General features: G+C 72.4%; 18 protein-coding genes. 8 read left to right on the top strand and 10 right to left on the bottom strand.

Features of this window, described 5'->3' with window-relative positions; all coding sequences use genetic code 11:
* Window positions 1-57: 57 nt before the first annotated feature.
* On the bottom strand, window positions 58-2,850 hold the full coding sequence (ppdK, locus tag OG900_28245) for a pyruvate, phosphate dikinase (GenBank protein ID WUH93616.1): 2,793 nt from the start codon (window positions 2,848-2,850) through the stop codon (window positions 58-60).
* A 273-nt stretch (window positions 2,851-3,123) separates the two neighbouring features.
* On the bottom strand, window positions 3,124-4,287 hold the full coding sequence (dusB, locus tag OG900_28240; GenBank protein WUH93615.1) for a tRNA dihydrouridine synthase DusB: 1,164 nt from the start codon (window positions 4,285-4,287) through the stop codon (window positions 3,124-3,126).
* A 198-nt stretch (window positions 4,288-4,485) separates the two neighbouring features.
* Between dusB and OG900_28235 the strand changes: the two genes are divergently transcribed.
* Both OG900_28235 and OG900_28230 read left to right on the top strand, forming a co-directional pair.
* Window positions 4,486-5,901: an MFS transporter gene (locus tag OG900_28235; protein WUH93614.1), complete on the top strand. Its 1,416-nt coding sequence runs from the start codon at window positions 4,486-4,488 to the stop codon at window positions 5,899-5,901.
* Entirely contained in the window at window positions 5,898-6,416 is a 519-nt protein-coding gene (locus OG900_28230) for a MarR family transcriptional regulator (GenBank protein ID WUH93613.1), read from the top strand. The genes OG900_28235 and OG900_28230 overlap by 4 nt, the downstream gene beginning before the upstream one ends.
* An 18-nt stretch (window positions 6,417-6,434) precedes the next feature.
* On the opposite strand, the gene OG900_28225 is transcribed toward OG900_28230, so the two are convergent.
* Together OG900_28225 and OG900_28220 are read right to left on the bottom strand one after the other, a co-directional pair.
* Window positions 6,435-7,037, bottom strand: a complete 603-nt coding sequence (locus OG900_28225; protein ID WUH93612.1) for a TetR/AcrR family transcriptional regulator — start codon at window positions 7,035-7,037, stop codon at window positions 6,435-6,437.
* Between the two features lie 74 nt (window positions 7,038-7,111).
* On the bottom strand, window positions 7,112-8,014 hold the full coding sequence (locus tag OG900_28220) for a helix-turn-helix transcriptional regulator (GenBank protein WUH93611.1): 903 nt from the start codon (window positions 8,012-8,014) through the stop codon (window positions 7,112-7,114).
* A 113-nt stretch (window positions 8,015-8,127) separates the two neighbouring features.
* Between OG900_28220 and OG900_28215 the strand changes: the two genes are divergently transcribed.
* Both OG900_28215 and OG900_28210 read left to right on the top strand, forming a co-directional pair.
* Window positions 8,128-9,609: an MFS transporter gene (locus tag OG900_28215; protein WUH93610.1), complete on the top strand. Its 1,482-nt coding sequence runs from the start codon at window positions 8,128-8,130 to the stop codon at window positions 9,607-9,609.
* Between the two features lie 443 nt (window positions 9,610-10,052).
* Window positions 10,053-10,448, top strand: a complete 396-nt coding sequence (locus tag OG900_28210; protein WUH93609.1) for a hypothetical protein — start codon at window positions 10,053-10,055, stop codon at window positions 10,446-10,448.
* 22 nt (window positions 10,449-10,470) lie between these two features.
* Here OG900_28210 and OG900_28205 read toward each other — a convergent pair whose 3' ends face one another.
* Window positions 10,471-11,853 (bottom strand): glycine--tRNA ligase, encoded by a 1,383-nt coding sequence (locus OG900_28205; protein ID WUH93608.1) that lies wholly within the window; start codon window positions 11,851-11,853, stop codon window positions 10,471-10,473.
* Between the two features lie 159 nt (window positions 11,854-12,012).
* On the opposite strand from OG900_28205, the gene OG900_28200 reads away from it, so the two are divergent.
* The 4 genes from OG900_28200 to OG900_28185 are packed head-to-tail and all read left to right on the top strand — an operon-like array spanning window position 12,013 to window position 15,041.
* Complete coding sequence (locus tag OG900_28200; GenBank protein WUH93607.1) at window positions 12,013-12,993, top strand: metal ABC transporter substrate-binding protein; 981 nt, start codon at window positions 12,013-12,015, stop codon at window positions 12,991-12,993.
* The gene (locus tag OG900_28195; protein ID WUH93606.1) at window positions 12,993-13,760 is read left to right on the top strand and encodes a metal ABC transporter ATP-binding protein; all 768 of its coding nucleotides are present in this window, start codon (window positions 12,993-12,995) and stop codon (window positions 13,758-13,760) included. Before OG900_28200 ends, OG900_28195 begins: the two co-directional genes overlap by 1 nt.
* Window positions 13,748-14,596 (top strand): metal ABC transporter permease, encoded by an 849-nt coding sequence (locus OG900_28190; protein WUH93605.1) that lies wholly within the window; start codon window positions 13,748-13,750, stop codon window positions 14,594-14,596. Before OG900_28195 ends, OG900_28190 begins: the two co-directional genes overlap by 13 nt.
* A gap of 19 nt (window positions 14,597-14,615) precedes the next feature.
* Window positions 14,616-15,041 carry a transcriptional repressor gene (locus OG900_28185; GenBank protein WUH95963.1) on the top strand — a complete coding sequence of 142 codons (426 nt, stop codon included), beginning with the start codon at window positions 14,616-14,618 and terminating at the stop codon, window positions 15,039-15,041.
* Between the two features lie 268 nt (window positions 15,042-15,309).
* Here the strand turns inward: OG900_28185 and OG900_28180 are convergent, their stop codons facing one another.
* The 5 genes from OG900_28180 to OG900_28160 all read right to left on the bottom strand — a co-directional run bounded on the left by OG900_28180 (window position 15,310) and on the right by OG900_28160 (window position 21,311).
* The gene (locus tag OG900_28180; protein ID WUH93604.1) at window positions 15,310-16,125 is read right to left on the bottom strand and encodes an isoprenyl transferase; all 816 of its coding nucleotides are present in this window, start codon (window positions 16,123-16,125) and stop codon (window positions 15,310-15,312) included.
* Window positions 16,126-16,138: 13 nt separating this feature from the next.
* Window positions 16,139-16,909 carry a DNA repair protein RecO gene (gene recO, locus OG900_28175; GenBank protein ID WUH93603.1) on the bottom strand — a complete coding sequence of 257 codons (771 nt, stop codon included), beginning with the start codon at window positions 16,907-16,909 and terminating at the stop codon, window positions 16,139-16,141.
* Between the two features lie 92 nt (window positions 16,910-17,001).
* On the bottom strand, window positions 17,002-17,697 hold the full coding sequence (locus OG900_28170; protein ID WUH93602.1) for a response regulator transcription factor: 696 nt from the start codon (window positions 17,695-17,697) through the stop codon (window positions 17,002-17,004).
* Complete coding sequence (locus OG900_28165; GenBank protein WUH95962.1) at window positions 17,694-18,923, bottom strand: histidine kinase; 1,230 nt, start codon at window positions 18,921-18,923, stop codon at window positions 17,694-17,696. The genes OG900_28170 and OG900_28165 overlap by 4 nt, the downstream gene beginning before the upstream one ends.
* 342 nt (window positions 18,924-19,265) lie before the next feature.
* Window positions 19,266-21,311, bottom strand: a complete 2,046-nt coding sequence (locus OG900_28160) for an MMPL family transporter (GenBank protein WUH95961.1) — start codon at window positions 21,309-21,311, stop codon at window positions 19,266-19,268.
* Window positions 21,312-21,413: the final 102 nt, after the last annotated feature.

Genomic DNA, 21,413 nt, shown 5'->3' with positions numbered 1-21,413 from the left:
TTCGGCCCCCAGGGCAAGGGGCCGCCGGCGGTGGACCGGGCCGGCCCGGTCAGGGGGTCAGTGGGGCTTTCTGGCCGCCGCTCGGCCGGCCTCCAGGCGGGCCACGGGGATGCGGAAGGGCGAGCAGGAGACGTAGTCCAGGCCGACCTCGTGGAAGAAGTGGACGGACTCCGGGTCGCCGCCGTGCTCGCCGCAGATGCCGAGCTTGAGGTCGGGGCGGGTGGCGCGGCCGGCTTCCGAGGCGCTGCGGACCAGGTAGCCGACGCCGTCCCTGTCGATGGTCTCGAAGGGCGACACGCCGAAGATGCCCTTCTCCAGGTAGGCGGTGAAGAACGACGCCTCGACGTCGTCGCGGGAGAAGCCCCAGACGGTCTGGGTGAGGTCGTTGGTGCCGAAGGAGAAGAATTCGGCGGCCTCGGCGATCTGGCCCGCGGTCAGGGCGGCGCGGGGCAGTTCGATCATCGTGCCGATGGCCAGCTTCAGCCGGGTACCGGTGGCCGCCTCGACGTCGGCGATGACCCGGTCGGCCTCCTCGCGGACGATCTCCAGCTCCTGGACGGTGCCGACCAGCGGGATCATGATCTCGGCCCGCGGGTCGCACTTGGCCGCCTTGCGGTGCGCGGCGGCCTCGGCGATGGCCCGTACCTGCATCGCGAACAGCCCCGGGATGACCAGGCCGAGGCGGACCCCGCGCAGGCCCAGCATCGGGTTCTGCTCGTGCAGCTTGTGCACCGCCTGGAGCAGCCGCAGGTCGTTCTCGTTGGCGTCCTCGCGGGACTCGGCGAGCGCGACACGTACCGACAGCTCGGTGATGTCGGGCAGGAACTCGTGCAGCGGCGGGTCGAGCAGCCGTACGGTCACCGGCAGGCCGTCCATCGCCTCGAACAGCTCGATGAAGTCGGCCCTCTGCAGCGGCAGCAGCGCGCCCAGCGCCTCGTCCCGCTCGGCGTCGGTGTCGGCCAGGATCAGCCGCTCGACCATCTCGCGCCGCTCGCCGAGGAACATGTGCTCGGTCCTGCACAGGCCGATGCCCTGCGCCCCGAAGCGGCGGGCCCGCGCGGCGTCCTCGGCATTGTCGGCGTTGGCGCGCACCTGGAGCCTGCGCACCCGGTCGGCGTAGGCCATCACCCGGTGCACGGCCTGCACCAGGCCGTCCGCCTCGTCGGCGCCCGCGTGCATCCGGCCCTCGAAGTACTCGACGACCGGGGACGGGACGACGGGCACCTCGCCGAGGTAGACCTTGCCGCTGGAGCCGTCGATGGAGATGAGGTCGCCCTCCTCTATCACCACGCCACCGGGTGCGGTGAGCCTGCGCCGCTTGGTGTCGACCTCCAGCTCCTCCGCCCCGCATACGCAGGTCTTGCCCATGCCGCGGGCGACGACGGCCGCGTGCGAGGTCTTGCCGCCGCGCGAGGTGAGGATGCCCTCGGCGGCGATCATGCCGTTGAGGTCGTCGGGGTTGGTCTCCCGGCGGATCAGGATGACCTGCTCACCCGAGCGCGACCACTTCACGGCGGTGTAGGAGTCGAAGACCGCCTTGCCGACCGCGGCCCCCGGCGAGGCCGCGATGCCCCAGCCGATCCGCTTGACCTCGCCGCTGTCGGCGACCGCGTCGTCGAAGCGCGGGAACATCAGCTGGCTGAGCTGCGCCCCGGTGACCCGCTGCAGGGCCTCCGCCTCGTCGATCAGCCCCTGGTCGACCAGCTGCGTGGCGATACGGAAGGCCGCCGCCGCGGTCCGCTTGCCGACCCGGGTCTGCAGCATCCACAGGTGCCCGCGCTCGATGGTGAACTCGATGTCGCACAGGTCCCGGTAGTGCGTCTCCAGCGTCTGCATGATCGACATCAGCTGGTCGTATGACGTCCTGTCGATGCCCGCGAGGTCGGCGAGCGGCACCGTGTTGCGGATGCCGGCGACGACGTCCTCGCCCTGCGCGTTCTGCAGGTAGTCGCCGTAGGTGCCCTGGGCGCCGCTGGCCGGGTCGCGCGTGAAGGCCACGCCCGTACCGGAGTCGGGGCCGAGGTTGCCGAAGACCATCGAGCACACCGTGACGGCGGTGCCCAGGTCGCCGGGGATGCGCTCCTGGCGGCGGTAGAGCTTGGCCCGCTCGGTGTTCCACGAGTCGAAGACCGCCCGCACCGCCAGGTCCATCTGCTCGCGCGGCTCCTGCGGGAATTCCCTGCCGGTCTCCTTGAGCACGATCTGCTGGAAGTCCGCGACCAGTTGCTTGAGGTCGGCCGCGTCCAGGCCGAGGTCGCTGTCGGCGCCCTTGGCCCGCTTGGCCGCCTCCAGCGCCTCCTCGAAGAGGTCGCCGTCGACGTCCATCACGGTCTTGCCGAACATCTGCACGAGGCGGCGGTAGGAGTCCCACGCGAACCGCTCGTTGTCCGCCTGGGCCGCGAGCCCGGCCACCGAGGCGTCGGACAGCCCGATGTTCAGGACGGTGTCCATCATCCCGGGCATCGAGAACTTCGCCCCGGACCGCACCGACACCAGCAGCGGGTCGTCGGCCTGCCCGAGCCGCTTGCCCATCCGCTTCTCCAGCGCGTCGAGGTGCGCACTCACCTCGTCGCGCAGCGCGGCGGGCTCCGCGCCGGACTCCAGATACACCCTGCACGCCTCGGTGGTGATGGTGAATCCGGGAGGGACCGGAAGCCCGAGGTTGGTCATCTCGGCGAGGTTCGCACCCTTCCCGCCGAGCAGATCCTTGAGGTCTTTGTTGCCCTCAGTGAAGTCGTAGACGAATTTCTGCTGTTTCTGCCGTGCCGACACTGGGCCTCGACTCCTCGCGACCGGGTTGCCCTGACGGCGGGGAGCGTACCCATCTCCAAGGCTCCGCAGTGCGTCCATCACCACGACACACGGGCTTTACCGCCCGTCTGCCGAGGTATCGAATGTCCGCGGCCGATTTTCGGGCCTTCACGCGGTGTTCACAGCCCGAACGCACGGTTTCGCTGCGCGAGCTTCGAGGCGCCGGATGTTACCGTGCGTGACGGATCACGCGACCCTGTGCAGAACCGGCGACCGGTGCCGGATGCCATGCATTCGAGACTTTACGCGCTCATGCGTGCGCTCATCTGAGCGTGTACTGCGTCAGGCGTGGTACGAATCACGTCCGCGGTCTCAGCCCCCGGACGTGTCGGACTCGGCGTCTTCCGACGGGGTGGCGCAGTCGTAGGGGTCGGCCAGCCAGCCGTCCGGCAGGACCACGCGCTTGCCCGCGGCCGTACGGCCCCGGGGCCCGTCCGCGTGCGGGGGCCAGGGCTGGGTCAGGTCGAGCGCGGCGAACTGCTCGTCGAGATCGGCGAGGGACGAGGCCGTCGCCAGGGCGCGGCGCGCGTCGGAGCCGACCGCGAAGCCCTTGGTGTACCAGGGCACGTGCTTGCGGAAGTCGACGACCCCGCGGGTCTCGTCGCCGAGCCAGCGGCCGAGCAGTTCGGCGTGCCGCCGCATGACGGTGGCGACCCGGCCGAAGTCGGGGGTGGCGGGGGCGGACCCCGGGGCCTCGAAGGCGGCGACGAGGTCGCCGAAGAGCCAGGGGCGGCCCAGGCAGCCTCGTCCGACGACCACGCCGTCGCAGCCGGTGGCCCGCATCATGCGCTGCGCGTCCTCCGCGCACCAGATGTCGCCGTTGCCGAGCACGGGGATCTCCGGGACGTGCTCCTTGAGGCGGGCGACGGCGTCCCAGTCGGCGGTGCCGCCGTAGTGCTGGGCGGCGGTGCGGCCGTGCAGGGCGACCGCGGTGACGCCCTCCTCGACGGCGATCCGGCCGGCGTCCAGATACGTCAGGTGGTCGTCGTCGATGCCCTTGCGCATCTTGATGGTGACGGGCAGGTCCCCGGCATTGCCGACCGCCTCGCGCAGGATCGAGCGCAGCAGGTTGCGCTTGTACGGCAGCGCGGAGCCGCCGCCCTTGCGGGTGACCTTCGGGACCGGGCAGCCGAAGTTGAGGTCGATGTGGTCGGCGAGGTCCTCGTCCACGATCATCCGCACGGCCTTGCCGACCGTGACGGGGTCGACGCCGTAGAGCTGGATGGAGCGCGGGGTCTCGCTCGCGTCGAAGTGGATGAGGTGCATCGTCTTCTCGTTGCGCTCGACCAGGGCGCGGGTGGTGATCATCTCGCTGACGAACAGCCCCTTGCCGCCGCTGAACTCACGGCAGAGCGTGCGGAAGGGCGCGTTCGTGATCCCGGCCATCGGCGCGAGCACGACCGGCGGCTGCACGGTGTGCGGGCCGATACGGAGGGCGCCGGGCACGGGCGGGGCCAGGGTGGCGTCAGCGGTCATGCCGTCCATTGTCCCGTACGCCGGGAGTGGCCCGGCGGCGGCCGTCAGGCCCGGCGGCACGTCGGTCGCGGCAGCACGTCGGTCGCGGAGGCCGTCAGCCCGGTCGGTCGCGGAGGCCCGTACGCCCGGGGGCCGGCTTCCGAGAACCGTTGTACGATAATAATCATTCTACTCACACAATCATTGGACCCTGCATCGATGCCGGACCTGACCGCACGGCGCCGCACCCTCATCCTGGCGATCTGCTGTATGAGCCTGCTGATCGTCAGCCTGGACAACACGATCCTCAACGTCGCGCTCCCGTCGCTCCAGCGCGACTTCCACGCCTCGGTCTCCGGACTCCAGTGGACGATCGACGCGTATCTGCTGGTCATCGCCTCGCTACTGCTGCTGTCCGGATCGACGGCCGACCGGATCGGCCGTAAGAAGGTCTTCCAGACCGGCCTGGTGCTCTTCACCCTCGGGTCCCTGCTGTGCAGCCTCGCGCCGGGATTGGGGTGGCTCATCGCCTTCCGCATGGTGCAGGCGGTCGGCGGGTCGATGCTCAACCCGGTGGCGATGTCGATCATCACCAACACCTTCTCGGAGCCGCGTGAGCGCGCCCGTGCGATCGGGGTGTGGGGCGGTGTCGTCGGTATCAGCATGGCGGCCGGGCCGATCGTGGGCGGCGCCCTGGTGCAGTCGGTGGGCTGGCGGTCGATCTTCTGGATCAACCTGCCGATCGGGGTGGCCGCGCTGGCGCTGACCGCGCGCTTCGTCCCCGAGTCCCGCGCCCCGCGGCCCCGCAGGGTCGACCCGGTCGGGCAGCTGCTGGTCATCGCGCTGCTCGGCACCCTGACCTACGGGATCATCGAGGGCTCGCACGCGGGCTGGACGTCGCTGCTGATCGTCGGCTGCTTCGCGGTGGCCGTCCTGGCCGCGGCGGGGCTCGCACTGTACGAGAGGCGGCGGGTGGACCCGCTGATCGACACCCGGTTCTTCCGCAGCGCGCCCTTCAGCGGTGCCACCGTGATCGCCGTCTGCGCCTTCGCCGCGCTCGGCGGCTTCCTCTTCCTCAACACGCTCTACCTGCAGGACCAGCGCGGCCTGTCCGCCCTGAAGGCCGGGCTCTACATGCTCCCGATGGCCGCGATGGCGCTGGTCTTCGCGCCGCTGTCCGGCCGCCTGGTCGGCACCCGCGGCCCGCGTATCCCGCTGATCCTCGCGGGCACGGCGATGACGGCAAGCGGCGTGCTCCTCGCGGGGCTCGACGCCCAGTCGTCCGATGTGCTGCTCTTCACCTCCTACGTGCTCTTCGGCATCGGCTTCGGCCTGGTCAACGCGCCGATCACCAACACCGCCGTGTCCGGCATGCCGCGCGCGCAGGCAGGGGTGGCGGCGGCGGTCGCCTCCACCAGCCGCCAGGTCGGCCAGACGCTGGGCGTCGCGGTGCTGGGCGCGGCACTGGCCGCCGGGCTGCACGAGGGCGCCTGGTGGATCATCACCGGCTGTGGTGCGGCGGTCCTGGGGCTCGGTACGCTCACCACCGGCCGCTGGGCCAAGGCCACGGCGGCGCGTACCGCGGGACTGCTGCTGGAGCCCGAGGCGGAGGACCGGAAGGCGGTGAAGGTGTGACGACGGCAGGGCAGGAGACGGCGGCGCCCGCGTACGGCGGGCGGGCCCGTGCACCGGAGGTCCCGGAGACCCCGGAGGTCCCCGGGACCGAGGAGATCGAGGAGGCCGCCGAGCGCGTGTGGCGCAATCTGCGCGCCCTGGTGCTCGAACGCAACGAGCGCCGCAAGGAGGTCGCCGAGGCCCTCGGCATGAGCTTCTTCCGGGCTAAGGCGCTGCGCAGGATCGCCAAGCGGCCCTCCCAGATGAGCGAGCTGGCCGCGGAGCTGGCCTCCGACCGGCCGTATCTCACCCTCGTGGTGGACGACCTGGAGAAGCGCGGCCTGGTGGAGCGCCGGCAGCACCCCACCGACCGGCGCTGCAAGATCGTGTCGGCCACCGAGGCGGGCCTGGCCGCCGCCGCCCGCGCGAACGCGATCCTGAGCAGCCCGCCGCCCGCCCTGCTGACCCTGTCGGACGCGGACCTGGCCGACCTCGACCGGATCACGTCGTCGCTGGCCGCGCTCCCCCAGGACTGACCGGCTCCGGACCAGGCCCTAGCCGCGTACCGCCGCGAGGGCCACGTCCAGGATGTCCTCGACACGCTGCGCCCCGCCCGCCTCCGACCAGCGGGTGATCGACACGTCGAAGCAGCCCAGCACCGTCGTGGTGATGGCCGTGGCCCGCAGCTCGCGGGTCTCCTCCGGGCCGTCGCCCAGCCTGGCCAGCACCCCCGGCATCAGCAACTCCCGCCACTGGGAGTGCTTCTGCTTCCTGGCCGCCAGCAGCGACGGTGTGCTCGCGTACATCCGCGCCCTGGCCAGCATGCCCTCGCGGTCCGCCTCCATCGCGGCCAGCAGCACATCGAGCGCGCCGCGCAGCGCCTGCCACGCGTCCTCGTCCGCGGGCCGTTCCGCCAGCGCGTCGGCGAGCCTGGCACCGGACTCCTGCATCCCCCCGACGACCATGTCCTCCTTGGTGTCGAAGTAGCGGAAGACGCTGCGCGCGGACATGCCGACCTCGGTCGCGATCTGCTCGACCGTGGTCTCCTCGAAGCCCTGGGCGATGAACAACTCGATCGCCCGCTCCGCGATCTGGGCGCGAACGGTTCTGCGAGTCAGCTCACGCAGGCCTGAGCCCTTGGTACGGGTCGATGTCATACCGCGATTTTAAGCCGTTGCCGCAGGCGTGGAACCCGGTCGTCGGCCCGTCGGAGCGCCGGACCGCCGGACCGTCAGACCGCCACAGGGCGCCGCTCGGTGAGGACGATACGGTGCAACCGGTCCAGCCGCTCCCTGGTCGGCTCGTCCACCGGCGAATACACCGTCAGCCGCGGGCCGTCCTGCGGACCGAGCCACAGGTGCGTGAAGTCGAAGGCCAGCAGGCCGACGTCGGGATTCAGATACCGCTTGACGTGGCTGCCCGGCTGGAGCACCTCGTGCCGCTCCCAGGCCCGGCGGAATTCCGGCGAATTCTGCTGGAGCCGCCCGAGCATCTCCTTCCACGCCGGCTCCGCGAGGTGCTTGGCCATCGAGGAGCGGAATTTGGCCGCCATCAGCCGGGTGTTCTCCTCGCGGTCCAGCATCCGCTCGCGCCACACCGGGTCGGTGAAGGCCAGCCACATCACGTTGCGGTCCTCGACCGGCATCGCGTCCAGGTCGGAGACCAGCCGGCCGTAGGTGCGGTTGTACGCGATGATGTCGTAGCGGACGTTGAAGACCGCGGCGGGCAGCGGTTCGAGCCGGTCGAGCATCGCGCGGACCGCCGGCGACATGCCCGGACAGTCCAGCCGCGGATCCGGGTCCGCGGTGCCGGCCAGCGTGAAAAGGTGCCGGCGCTCGTTCTGGTCCAGCATCAGGGCTCGGGCGATGGCGTCGGCGACCTGGCTCGACACCTGGATGTCCCTGGCCTGTTCGAGCCAGGTGTACCAGGTCACACCGACCGCGGCGAGCTGCGCGACCTCCTCGCGGCGCAGCCCCGGGGTGCGCCGCCGGCGGCCCGGCGGCAGCCCGACCTGCTCGGGCGTGATGCGCTCGCGGCGGCTGCGCAGGAACGACGCCAGCTCCTGCCGGCGGCTCGCGGCGGAATCGGCACCCGGGCCGGGGGCTTCGCTGGGTGATTCTCTGAGGGCGCTCATATTCCCAGAATGCCGGAACCGGCAGCCGGTTGCCAGGTGCTCGCCATACCTGGATAAACGCTCTCTGGTACCCCCTTGAGCAGAGGTCCAGTGTGGACCATGTGAACGACCGAATGGATCAGACACGTCCCTCCCGGGCCCAGGTGCTGCCCCGCGTGACCCGCATCACGGCACCTTCCCCGTCCGTCCCCACCACCCCGTCCACCCCACCCGCCCCCGCGCTGAGCACGCTCGGCCTGCTGACCGTGCTGCTGGGCGCGGCGCTGCCGATGGTGGACTTCTTCATCGTCAACGTGGCCCTCCCCACCATCGACCGCGACCTCGACGCCGGTCCCGCGGTGCTGGAGATGGTGGTCGCGGGCTACGGCGTCGCCTACGCCGTCCTCCTGGTGCTCGGCGGCCGGCTCGGCGACATGTTCGGCCGCAGGAACCTCTTCCTGTGGGGCCTCGGCCTCTTCGCCGCGACCTCGCTGGCCTGCGGTGTCGCCCCCACCGCCTGGACCCTGGTGGCGGCCAGGGTCGCCCAGGGCGCGGCCTCCGCGCTGCTGCTCCCGCAGGCACTGGCCACCATCCAGTCCGCGACCTCCGGCAGCAGCCGCGGCAAGGCGCTCAGCTACTACGGCGCCACGGCCGGCATCGCGAGCGTCGTCGGCCAGGTGCTCGGCGGCGTCCTGGTCTCCGCGGACATCGCCGGCAGCGGCTGGCGGGCGATCTTCCTGGTCAACGTGCCCGTCGCGGCGGTCGCGCTGGCACTGGCCCTCAAGTCGGTGCCGGAGACCCGCTCGGCGCACCCGGCCCGCATCGACCGGGCCGGCACGGTGCTGCTGGCACTGACACTGATCGCCCTGCTGCTGCCGCTCACCGAGGGCCGGGCGGCCGGCTGGCCGCTGTGGTCCTGGGTGCTGCTCGCGCTCTCCCCCTTCGCCGCCGCGGCCTTCGTGGCCGTCGAACGGCACGGTGAGCGCACCGGGGGCAATCCGCTGCTGCCGCCGTCGCTGCTGCGCATCCACAGCGTACGCAGCGGGCTGCTGCTCATCGTGCCGTTCTGCCTGGGCTTCGGCGGTTTCATGTTCGTCCTCGCGGTCGCCATGCAGGACGGCCTGCACCTCGGGGCGCTCGCCGCGGGCGCGGCGCTCGCGCCGCTGTGCGCGGCCTTCTTCGCGGCGTCGCTGCTCGGCCCGCGCATGGTCGCCCGGCACGGGCGCCGCACCGTCACCGCCGGGTCCCTCATCCAGGCGGTGGGCCTGGTGGCCCTGGCGGCGACCTTCTTCTGGGGCTGGCCGCACGTCGGCGTCTGGACGCTGGCCCCGAGCATGGCCGTCCTCGGCTTCGGCCAGGGCTTCGTGCTCCCGGTCGTCTTCCGCATCGTCCTCAGCGAGGTGCCTGCGGCGCAGGCGGGGGTCGGCAGCGGTGCGATGGCGACCACCCAGCAGTCCAGCCTCGCGCTGGGCGTCGCGACCCTGGGCACGCTCTTCCTGACCCTGTCCACGTCGGTGGGCTTCCGCGACGCCCTCGTCTGGGCGCTGCTCGCCCAACTCGCCGCGGTCGCCCTGGCCACGGCACTCAGCCTCCGGCTCCCTCGGAAACTGGCCTGACACCCGGGCGTCCACGTGCCGCTGCGCGGTGGCCCCGGGTGGGTGCCCCTTGCGGTGCGTTGCCTGGCTGCCGCCCGGTGGCGGGTTGCGCGCGCAGTTCCCCGCGCCCCCGGGTGGGTGCCACTTGCTGTGGCGTTGCCTTCTTTCCCGCCTCTTCGGCGGGGCGCGCAGTTCCCCGCGCCCCTTTGGGGCTGCGTCCTCCTACGCCCAGGCGGCTTGTCCTCTGCGGAGGAGGGCACGCTTTTTCAGGGGCGCGGGGAACTGCGCGACAAGCCCCCACCGGGCGGCAGCCAAGCAACGCACCGCAAGGGGCAATCACCCAGGGGCGCGGGGAACTGCGCGCACAGCCGCCACCGGGCGGCAGCGGGGAGCCGTGGCAGGAAGACGTGGGGGCGGTTCCGCGTTGAGGCGGAGGGAAGGGTCGGGGCGGGAGGAGGGCGAGGATGTCGGTCGGCGTCGCCTCAGCGCCGGAGGCGAGGGCGAGGTCGAGGCCCCGCCTCGGCTACGTGACCCTCGTGTGCGGAGCGCTGCTCATACCGTGGCTGACGGTGCTGGCCGGCGCCGTGGCCCCCGGCTGGGTGGCCCTGGACTCGCTGGAAGCGATCGGCCTCCTCACCACCGGCGTCCTGGCGCTGCGCGCGAAGCCCGCGCTGGCCCCGGTGGCCACGGCCACGGCGGCGGCCCTGCTGCTCGACGCGTCGCTGGACCTCGCGACCTCCCAGGGCCCCGCCCTGCTCGCCGCTGTGACGATGGCCCTGCTCGCCGAGCTGCCCCTGGCGGCGGCCTGCACCGTACTGGCCCTGCGCGGGGCAGCCGCGCCGGACCGGCCGAAGAACTGAGGGCCGGCCCGGCGCGCAGGCGTCAGCAGCCGAGGAGCCGGCTGCCCAGATAGCCCTCGACCTGGTCGAGGGACACCCGCTCCTGCACCATCGTGTCGCGCTCGCGCACGGTCACCGCGTTGTCGGTGAGCGTGTCGAAGTCCACCGTCACGCAGAACGGCGTGCCGATCTCGTCCTGGCGGCGGTAGCGGCGCCCGATGGCGCCGGCGTCGTCGAACTCGATGTTCCAGTTCGCCCGCAGCGCCGTGGCCAGGCCCTTGGCCTTCGGGGACAGCTCGGGATTGCGGGACAGCGGGAGGACGGCGACCTTGACCGGGGCGAGCCGCGGGTCGAGCCGCATGACGGTCCGCCGCTCCATGACGCCCTTGGCGTTCGGCGCCTCGTCCTCGTTGTACGCGTCGAGCATGAAGGCCAGCATCGCGCGGTTCACGCCCGCGGCCGGCTCGATCACGTACGGGAACCAGCGCTCGCCGGCCTCCTGGTCGAAGTAGGACAGGTCCTGGCCGGAGGCCTTGGAGTGGGCGCCGAGGTCGAAGTCCGTGCGGTTGGCGACGCCCTCCAGCTCACTGAACTCCTGGCCGCCGAAGTTGAAGCGGTACTCGATGTCGGTGGTGCGCTTCGAGTAGTGCGACAGCTTCTCCTTGGCGTGCTCGTACCAGCGCATGTTGTCCTCGCGCAGGCCGAGGCCGGTGTACCAGTTCCAGCGCTCCTGCATCCAGTACTCGTGCCACTTCTCGTCCTCGCCGGGCTTGACGAAGAACTCCATCTCCATCTGCTCGAACTCGCGGGTGCGGAAGATGAAGTTGCCCGGGGTGATCTCGTTGCGGAACGACTTGCCCATCTGGGCGATGCCGAACGGCGGCTTCTTGCGCGAGGTGGTCTGCACCTGGCCGAAGTTCACGAAGATGCCCTGCGCCGTCTCGGGCCGCAGGTAGGCCACCGAGCCGGCGTCCTGGGTCGGGCCGAGGTGGGTCTGCAGCATGCCGGAGAACTGCTTGGGCTCGGTGAAGGCGCCCTTGGTGCCGCAGTGCGGGCAGTTGATGTCGGCCAGCCCGTTGGCGGGCGGCCGGCCGTGCTTGGCCTCGTACGCCTCCTCCAGGTGGTCGGCGCGGAAGCGCTTGTGGCAGGAGGTGCACTCGGTGAGCGGGTCGGAGAACGTGGCGACGTGACCCGAGGCGACCCACACCTCGGGGGCGAGGATCACCGACGAGTCGAGTCCCACCACGTCCTCACGGGAGGTCACCATCGCGCGCCACCACTGGCGCTTGATGTTCTCCTTCAGCTCGACGCCCAGCGGCCCGTAGTCCCAGGCGGCCTTCGAGCCGCCGTAGATCTCACTGCTCGGGAAAACGAAGCCACGGCGCTTGCTCAGGCTGACGATGGTGTCGATCTTGTCGGCGGCCACGGTGCTCTCTTCAGTACGACGAAGGGGTCAGTTGCCCCAGATTACCGGCGGGGGCGGTGCGCATATCAAATCCGTTCGGCCGGCGGCAAGGACGAGCGGCCCGGAAGCACCTCCTGACGCAATTGACAATCGTTTCCATCTCTGTTGAAAATGACTGTCATGAACATCAGTCGCCGGGTGATACCGGTCGCAGCCCTTGCCGTCGCCGCCCTCTCGCTCCCCGCCCTCACCGCCTGCTCCGGCTCCGCCGACGCGGCCGGTGACGCCAAGGTCGGCGGGAAGTTGAGGGTGACCGCGTCCTTCTATCCGCTGGAATTCCTCGCCGCCAGCATCGGCGGCGACAACGTCCAGGTCACCGACCTGACCAAGCCCGGCGTCGAGCCGCACGACCTGGAGCTGGCGCCGAAGCAGATCGCCGCGCTCGGGCAGTCCGACGTGATCATCTCGCTGCACGGGCTGCAGCCCGCCGTGGACGACGCCATCAAGCAGTCGGGCGTCAAGAACCTGGTGGACGCCGCCACCCTGACCGGCCTGGAGGACCACGGCACCGAGGTGGACGGCCGCCACCACACCACCGGCGACAACGGCAGCGGCGGCGAGAGCGACGAGGACGCCGGCTCCGACCCGCACATCTGGCTCGACCCGGTGAAATACGCCGAGGTAGCCAAGGGCGTCGGCAAGGCGCTGGCCGAGGCCGACCCGGCCCACGCGGCCGCGTACGCGAAGAACACCGACACGCTGGTCGGCCGGCTCGGCGCGCTCGACACCGCGTTCCGCGACGGCCTGAAGAACCGCACCACCGACACCTTCATCACCACCCATGCCGCCTTCGGCTACCTCGCCGAGCGCTACGGGCTGGTCGAGGAGGCGATCAACGGCATCGACCCGGAGAGCGAGCCCAGCGCCACCCGGATGAAGGCGCTGCTCGACCTCGCCGGGCGCGAGCACGTGACCACGGTCTTCTTCGAGACGCTCGTCAGCGACAAGACCGCGAAGACGGTGGCCGGCGACCTGCACCTGCGCACCGACGTGCTCGACCCGATCGAGGGGATCACCCCGAAGTCGAGGGGCACCGACTACTTCGCGGTGCAGCGCAGCAACCTCGCGGCGCTGCGGACCGCGCTCGGAGTGCCACGCTGATGGACACCGGGACGGACACGGTGGTGGGCCTGCGCGGCGCGACGGCCTCGCTGGGCGCCCGGCAGGTGCTGCACGGCGTCGACCTGGCCGTGGCCCGCGGCGAGGTGGTGGCCCTGCTCGGCGAGAACGGCTCGGGCAAGTCCACCGCGGTACGCGCGGTGGTCGGCCGGGTGCGGCTGTCGGCCGGGACGTGGGAGCTGTTCGGCACCCCCGGCGACCGCTTCCGGCAGTGGGCCAGGATCGGCTACGTACCGCAGCGCACCACCGCGGCCGGCGGGGTGCCCGCGACCGTACGGGAGGTGGTCGCCGCCGGGCGGCTGGCCAGGACCGGGCTGCGCCCGCCGGGCCGGGCCGACAAGGCGGCGGTGGCCCGCGCGATCGACCTGGTCGGGATGGCGGACCGGGCCCGCGACGCGGTGGACGCGCTCTCCGGCGGCCAGCACCAGCGGGTCCTGATCGCCCGCGCCCTGGCCACGGAACCCGACCTGCTGATCATGGACGAGCCGATGGCGGGCGTCGACCTGGCCGCGCAGCAGGTGCTCGCCGACACCGTACGCACCCAGGTCGCGGCCGGTGTGACCGTGCTGCTGGTGCTGCACGAGCTGGGCCCGCTGGCGCCGCTGATCGACCGGGCGGTGCTGCTGCGCGACGGCCGCGTCGTCCACGACGGACCGCCGCCGAGCGGCCTGGCGCCCGACCACGTCCACCCGCACGCCGACCCGGCGACCGCCACGGTGAAGGGACACCTCGACCGATGGACCTCCTGACCTACGCCTTCATGCAGCGCGCCCTGATCGCCGCGCTGCTGGTCGGCGTGACCGCCCCCGCGGTCGGCATCTTCCTGGTCCAGCGGCGGCAGGCGATCATGGGCGACGGCATCGGCCATGTCGCCCTCACCGGCGTCGCGCTCGGCTTCCTGCTCCAGGTCAGCCCGGTGTGGACGGCGGTGGCGGTCTCGGTGGCCGGCGCCATCGGCATGGAGCTGATCCGCTCCTACGGCAGGGCCCGCGGCGACATCGCGCTGGCCATGCTCTTCTACGGCGGCATGTCCGGCGGCGTGATGATCATCTACCTGGCGCCGAACGGCTCCAACGCCAACCTCACCACGTATCTCTTCGGCTCCATCAGCACGGTCTCGCCGCAGGACATCCCGCCGATGGTCGCGCTGGCCGCTTTCGTCCTGCTGGTCGTGCTCGGTCTGCGCAGGCAGCTCTTCGCCATCTGCCAGGACGAGGAGTTCGCCCACGTCGGCGGGCTGCCGGTGCGGGCGCTCAACCTGCTGCTCGCGGTGACCGCCGCGGTCACCGTGACGGTGGCCATGCGGGCCGTGGGGCTGCTGCTGGTCAGCGCGCTCATGGTCATCCCGGTCGCCGCCGCCCAGCAGGTCACCCGCGGTTTCGCCTGGACGCTGGCGGTGTCGGTGGCCATCGGCGTGACCGTCGCCCTGTCCGGCACCGTCTTCTCCTACTACGTCGACGTGCCGCCGGGGTCCAGCATCGTGCTCGCCTCGATGGCGGTCTTCCTGGTCTTCACCGCGGCGGCAGGCCGGCTGCGGGCCGCGGGCTGGCACAATGGGGGCGTCAGGGCGCGCAGGCCGTCATGAGGAGGCACCGGTGACCACGATGAAGCACTCCGTGCCGTCCGCACCTGCGGTCGCGGGCCGGGCCACCCGCCAGCGGGCCGCCGTCGCGGCGGCCCTGGAAGAGGTCGACGAATTCCGCAGTGCCCAGGATCTGCACGACATCCTCAAGCACCGGGGTGACTCGGTCGGCCTGACCACCGTCTACCGCACCCTGCAGTCCCTCGCCGACGCCGGCGAGATCGACGTGCTCCGCACCGGCGAGGGCGAGTCCGTCTACCGCCGCTGCTCCGGCGACGGCCACCACCACCACCTCGTCTGCCGCGCCTGCGGCAAGGCCGTCGAGGTCGAGGGCCCCGCCGTCGAACGCTGGGCCGAGGCCGTCGCCGCGGACCACGGCTTCGTGGACGTCGCCCACACCGTGGAGATCTTCGGCACCTGTGCCGACTGCGCTGCCGCGCGGGCTTAGTCCTCCCGGGCGAGCGTTTTCAGGGGCGCGGGGAACTGCGCGACCAGCCGTCGACGGGCTGCACGTCGCCACCGTCCGCAAGGGGCTGTTCCTTCCGTGCCGGACCACCGGTCGGTGAGTGGCTGAGCGCGCAGTTCCCCGCGCCCCTGGGTGGGCACCCACCGACGCGGCAGCGCCCGCGCGGCGCCAGCCGCACATCAGGCACAGCCCCGCGCCCCTGGGTGGCGCCGCCCGGCGCATAGGGGACGCGGCCGGGGCGCGCCCGGGGTCAGGAGGCGGCGTCCTCGTTCGGGAGGGCGCCGCCGAAGCGGCGGTCGCGGCTGGCGAATTCGTGGCAGGCACGCCACAGGTCGCGGCGGTCGAAGTCGGGCCACAGGACGTCCTGGAAGACCAGTTCGGCGTAGCTGCTCTGCCAGGGCAGGTAGTTGGAGGTGCGCTGCTCGCCGCTGGGCCGCAGGAAGAGGTCGACGTCCGGCATGTCCGGGTAGTACAGGTACTTGGCGAAGGTCTTCTCGTTGACCTTCGACGGGTCCAGCCGCCCCTCGGCGACATCCCGCGCCAGCGCCTTCGCGGCGTCCGCGATCTCCGCCCGCCCACCGTAGTTCAGGCAGAAGTACAACGTCATCGCGTCGTTGTCGACGGTCTGCTCCTGGGCGACCTGGAGCTCCTGGACCACCGACTTCCACATCTTCGGCATCCGCCCGACCCAGCGGATGCGGATGCCCAGCTCGTCCATCTCGTCCCGGCGCCGGCCGATGACGTCCCGGTTGAAGTTCATCAGGAAGCGCACCTCGTCGGGCGAGCGCCGCCAGTTCTCGGTGGAGAAGGCGTAGAGCGACAGGTTCTTGACGCCGATCTCCAGGCAGCCCTTGAGCACGTCGAGGACGACGCCCTCACCCACCTTGTGGCCTTCGGTGCGGGGCAGCCCGCGCTCCTTGGCCCAGCGGCCGTTGCCGTCCATGATCACAGCGACGTGCTTGGGCACCAGCTCCGCGGGCAGCTTGGGCGGCTGCGCGCCCGAGGGGTGCGGGTCGGGCGTACGGTACGAGGTCCGGTTCCGGCCCAGAATCCCGCGACGTGCCATGGTCGTACTTCTCCTACATCTCGACGTGCTTCTCGATCTGCTTCTCGACGAACCGCAGTGAGCGCAGGCCGCGCTCCAGGTGCCACTGGAGGTAGGCCGCGACCAGCCCGCTGCCCTCGCGGCAGTGCCGCGACTCGCAGGCGTCGGCGGTCTCCCAGTCGCCGCCGAGCAGCGCCCCGAGGAGTTCCAGTGCCTCCCGCGAGGGTACGACGCTTCCCGGTACACGGCACTCGCCGCATACGACTCCTCCCGCACCGACCGAGAAGAACCGGTTCGGCCCGGTCATACCGCATTTCGCACAGTCGTCGAAGCTGGGCGCGTAGCCGTTGACGGCCAGCGAACGCAGCAGGAAGGCGTCGAGGACCAGCCGCGGGTCGTGGTCGCCGGCGGCGAGCGTGCGCAGGGCACCGACCAGCAGCAGATACTGCTGCACCGCCGGCTCGCCCTCGTGGTCGGTGAAGCGCTCGGCGGTCTCCAGCATCGCGGTGCCCGCGGTGTAGCGGTCGTAGTCGGCGACGATCGCACTGCCGTAGGGCGCGATCGTCTCGCTCTGGGTGCACAGCGGCAGCCCGCGGCCGACCAGCTCGCCGCCCCGGACGAAGAACTGCACGTCGACATGCGTGAAGGGTTCGAGGCGGGCGCCGAACTTCGACTTCGTCCGCCGCACCCCCCTGGCCACCGCGCGGACCCTGCCGTGCCGCCGGGTGAGCAGGGTGATGATCCGGTCCGCCTCACCCAGCTTCTGGGTGCGCAGCACGATGCCGTCGTCGCGGAACAGACTCATGCGGGCCATTCTCGCCTACGCCGGCGCCCCCGCGGGCCGGTCCCCGCCCGCTGCCGGGTCCGCCTCTGGCCCTTTCCGAGCCCTTTCCCGGCTCAGCGCTCGGTGCCGGGTGCCACCAGGCCGGACTCGTAGGCGGCGATGACCAGTTGGGCCCGGTCGCGGGCGCCGATCTTGCCCATGATCCGGCTCACATGGGTCTTGGCGGTAAGCGGGCTCAGGCCCAGTGCCTCGCCCGCCTCCGCGTTGTTCAGCCCGCGGGCGACCAGGGTCAGCACCTCCCGCTCCCGGTCCGACAGGCAGGCCAGCCGGCCCCCGCCGGGGGAGGTGCTGAACGGCGGGCGGTCGGGCAGCCGCAGCACCCGGGCGATCAGCCGGGCGGTCGGACCGGGCGACAGCAGCGAGTCGCCGGCCGCGACCGTACGGATCGCGTCCAGCAGCTCCGCAGGCCTGGTGTCCTTGACCATGAAGCCGGACGCGCCCGCGCGCAGTGCCGCCACCACGTGCTCGTCGTCGTCATAGGTGGTCAGCACCAGGATCCGCACCCCGGCGAGGTCGTCGTCCGCGGCGATCCGCCGGGTGGCCTCGATACCGTCCATCTCCGGCATGCGGATGTCCATGACGATGACGTCGGCCCGGGAGCTGCGGGCCCGCTCGACCGCCTCCAGGCCGTTGCCCGCCTGGCCGACCACCTCCATGTCGCGAGCCGACTCGATCAGCATCGCGAAGGCGGCACGTACGAGCGTCTGGTCGTCGGCGAGCAGCACCCGGATCGGCTCGGGTGTGGTCATCTGGGGTCCCCCTGGTGGTCGGCGCTGAGCACTGCGACAGGGCGGTGGGCCCTTTCCGGCCGCTCGTGCCGGTCGGGTCGTTCGGGTCGTTCGGTCCGGTCGGCCCGGTCCTGCCGGTCGGCGGCGCAGGGCAGGACCGCGGTGACCGAGAAGCCCGTCGTGCCGTCGGTCCGCGGGCCCGCGGCGAACGTCCCGCCGACGCTTCTGGCCCGCTCCCGCATCCCGACGATCCCGAAGCCCTCCGGCCGGTCCGCGTCGGGCGGCCGCACGGGGGCCGGCCCGTCGTCCTCGACGCACACGTGCAGTGCGGCGTCCCGGTGCCTGACCGCAACCCGCACCTTCGGGTCGGGGCCGCCCGCGTGCCGCACCGCGTTGGTCAGCGACTCCTGGATGATCCGGTAGGCCGCCGCGCCCACCGCGGGCGGCACCGGTTCGCGCTCCGGGTCCAGGGCCAACGTGACCTTGGCCCCGGCCGCCTCGGCGGCCTTGGCCAGCGAGGGGATGCCCGCCAGGTCGGGCAGCGGGCCGTTGCTGTCGGCCCGCAGCACCCGCAGCGTGGTGCGCAGCTCCGAGCGCGCCTCCCGGCAGGTCTCCGCGATGTTGTCCAACGCCCCCGCCACCGCGGTCCGGTCCAGCCTTTCCGGGTCCGCGAGCAGGATGTGCGCGGCCACCGAGGTCTGCACCCCGATCAGGGTGATGCTGTGCGCCAGCAGGTCGTGCAGGTCGCGGGCGATCCGCAGCCGCTCCTCGGCGACCCGCCGCGCCGCCTCCTCCTCCCGGGTGCGCTCGGCCCGCTCGGCGCGCTCCATGATCGCGGCGATGTAGTTGCGGTGCATCCGCACGACCTCGCCGGCCACCGCGACCGCCACTATCCACCCGGCGCCCTGCAGCATCTGGGCGCCCGCGGTGGGCTTGCCCATCGCCGACATCACGGTGGCCATCGTGCCCACCACGGTCGGCACCACCAGGAAGGTCCTGGCCGGCGGCCCCGCGACCGCCACCGAATACAACGCGACCATCGCGGACAGCAGCGGGGCTTCCTGGATGTTCTCCATGTAGTGGTAGGGCGCCACCACCACGACCATGCCGAGCAGGCACCACATCGGCGCGCGGCGCCGCCAGGTCAGCACGGCGGCGCTGGTCGCCAGCCATATCCAGCCGAGGGCGTCGGGGCGGTGGCTTCGCGCCGCCTCGGGCAGCGCGAGCGCCAGGGTCGCCTGGACCAGGAAGACCGCTGCCGCGAGGGCCACGTCTGTGTACGAGACCCGCGGGGTCTCGGTGTCTGCCGCTGCGCGGCCGGGCGGGGGGCGTCTACGCACGGCTCCATCTTCCGCGATGTCCTGCACGGTAGGGCGGTTCCGCCCGCATTCCCCTGGCGAGGTGACCCTCCCCCGGGGCGCGGGCGTCGTGCGGCCCCCCTGCTGCCGGGGGCGCCACCGGGCGGCCCTGGGGGCGAACGGAGCGGCCGGTCCGCCTGCGGAGTGCATCTCGCCGCCGTCCGCAGGGGGCTGTCGCTGCCGCATCCGGGCCACCGGCCGCCGGGTGGTCGCGCGCGGTTCGCCGCGCCCCTATGCGGCGCCCACCGGGGTGGACTCGCGGGCGGGAGCCGCGGCTCCCGCCACGCCGGCCCCGGCGGCCGGCCTGCCGGGCCACCAGACGCGGTGGCCCAGCAGGGCCGTGGCGGCGGGCACGAGGAAGGTGCGGACGACGAAGGTGTCGAGGAGGACGCCGAGGGCGATGACGAGGCCCATCTCGACCATCATCACCAGGGGGAGGGACGCGAGGACCGTGAAGGTGGCGGCGAGGACGATGCCGGCGGAGGCGATGACGCCGCCGGTGGACTCCAGCGCGGCCACCGTCGCGCGCCGCGGACCGGCGCCGGCCCGGGACTCCTCGCGCATGCGGTGCATCAGGAAGATGCCGTAGTCGACGCCGAGGGCGACCAGGAAGACGAAGCTGAGCAGCGGCAGCCCGGGGTCGACGCCGTGGAAGCCGAGGACGGGGCCGAAGATGAGCCCGCCGATGCCGAGGGCGGCGCCCCAGACGCCGACCATGGCCGCGGTGAGCAGCAGCGGGGCGACGAGGCTGCGCAGCAGGGCGGCCAGCAGCAGGAAGACGGCGGCCAGGACCAGCGGGATGACCAGGGCGCTGTCCCGCGAGGAGGTGCTCGCGGTGTCCATCCGCTGGGCGCCGGCTCCGCCGACGAGGCCGTGGTCGGCGGCGGTGGTGATCCGCAGCCTCTTGATCGTGTCCTTCTCCCCCGCGGTGTCGGGCCCGGCGGCCGGGTAGGCGGAGATTTCGGTCCAGCCGCCGCCGGACCGCCCGGTGTCGGCGCCCGCGACCCCGGTGGTGGCGCTGACGGCGGCCTTCGCGGCGGCCGCGCGGCCGGTCGGCACGACCACGGTGATCGCCTGGGTGCTGCGCTCGGGGAAGGCGCGGTGCAGGATGTGGTCGGCGGTGACCGACTCGGGCGCGCTGGTGAAGGTGTCGTCCTGGTGCAGGGCGCCGGGGAGGTTGCCGATGCCCAGGGCGAGCGCGCCGACGGCGACGGCGGAGGCGGCGAGCACGGCGACGGGCCGGCGCACCACGAAGGTGCCGAGCCGGTGGTAGACGCCGCGGCCCGCGCGGGACTCGCTGCCGTGGGCGGGGATCAGCGGCCAGAAGACCCGGCGCCCGAGCAGGACGAGCACGGCGGGCAGCAGTGTCGTCATGGCGGCGAGCGAGCAGACGATGCCGACCGCGCCGACCGGGCCGAGGCCCCGGCTGCTGTTGAGGTCGGCGGCGAGCAGGCAGAGCAGCCCGGCGACGACGGTGGCGGCGGAGGTGAGCACGGCGGGGCCGACGCCGCGCAGGGCGGCGCGCATCGCCTCGTAGGGCTCGGGGACGCGGCGCAGCTCGTCGCGGTAGCGGGAGATCAGCAGCAGCGCGTAGTCCGTGCCCGCGCCGAAGATCAGCACGGTCATCACCGAGGAGCTCATGTCGGACACGGTCAGCCCGAAGGCCTCCACCATGCCGTAGACCAGGGCCATCGCGGTGCCCGCGGCGACGCCGACGACGCCCAGCGGCACCAGCCACAGGAAGGGGCTGCGGTAGGTGAGGATCAGCAGCAGCGCGACGACGCCCGCGGTGGACATCAGCAGGGTGCCGTCGATGCTGGCGAAGACCTCCTTGGCGTCGCCCTGTGCGGCGCCCTGGCCGCCGACGTCGATCGTCAGCCCGGCGGGGCGGTCGGCGGCGAGCCGGTCGCGGACGGCCTTGACGACGTCCTGCGGCTTGCCCGCGCTCTCGGCGAGGGAGACCGGCACGATCAGGGTGCGGCCGTCCTTCGAGGCGACCGCGGCGGGCGCGGCGCCCACCACCGGGTAGGCCTTCTCCAGGGCCGCGGTCTGCCGGTCGGCGGCGGCGCGGTCGGCGGCGGTCAGGCCGCCGGCCCGGTCGTAGACGAGCACCAGGTCGGTGGAGCTGCCGCCCGACATGTCCTTCTGGATCTTGGCGACCTGGGTGGACTGGGCGCTGGCCGGCAGGTAGTCGACGGCGTCGTCGTGCTTGACCCCGTTGAGCTTGCCCGCGAAGACCCCGGAGACGGCGAGGACCACTATCCACAGGCCGATCATCGCCCAGGGCAGCCTGCGTCGTGCGGTGTCCGCGCTCGTGCGCGTGCTCGCGGCGGTGTCCGCGGTGGTGCCGGTGGCCCTCATCGTGGGTTCCCCTCGGGA

It is taken from the genome of Streptomyces sp. NBC_00433, from assembly GCA_036015235.1.
Taxonomy (GTDB): Bacteria; Actinomycetota; Actinomycetes; order Streptomycetales; family Streptomycetaceae; genus Actinacidiphila.
Note: the sequence above shows the minus strand (reverse complement) of the source record. Positions and strands in the feature narration are given on the sequence as shown.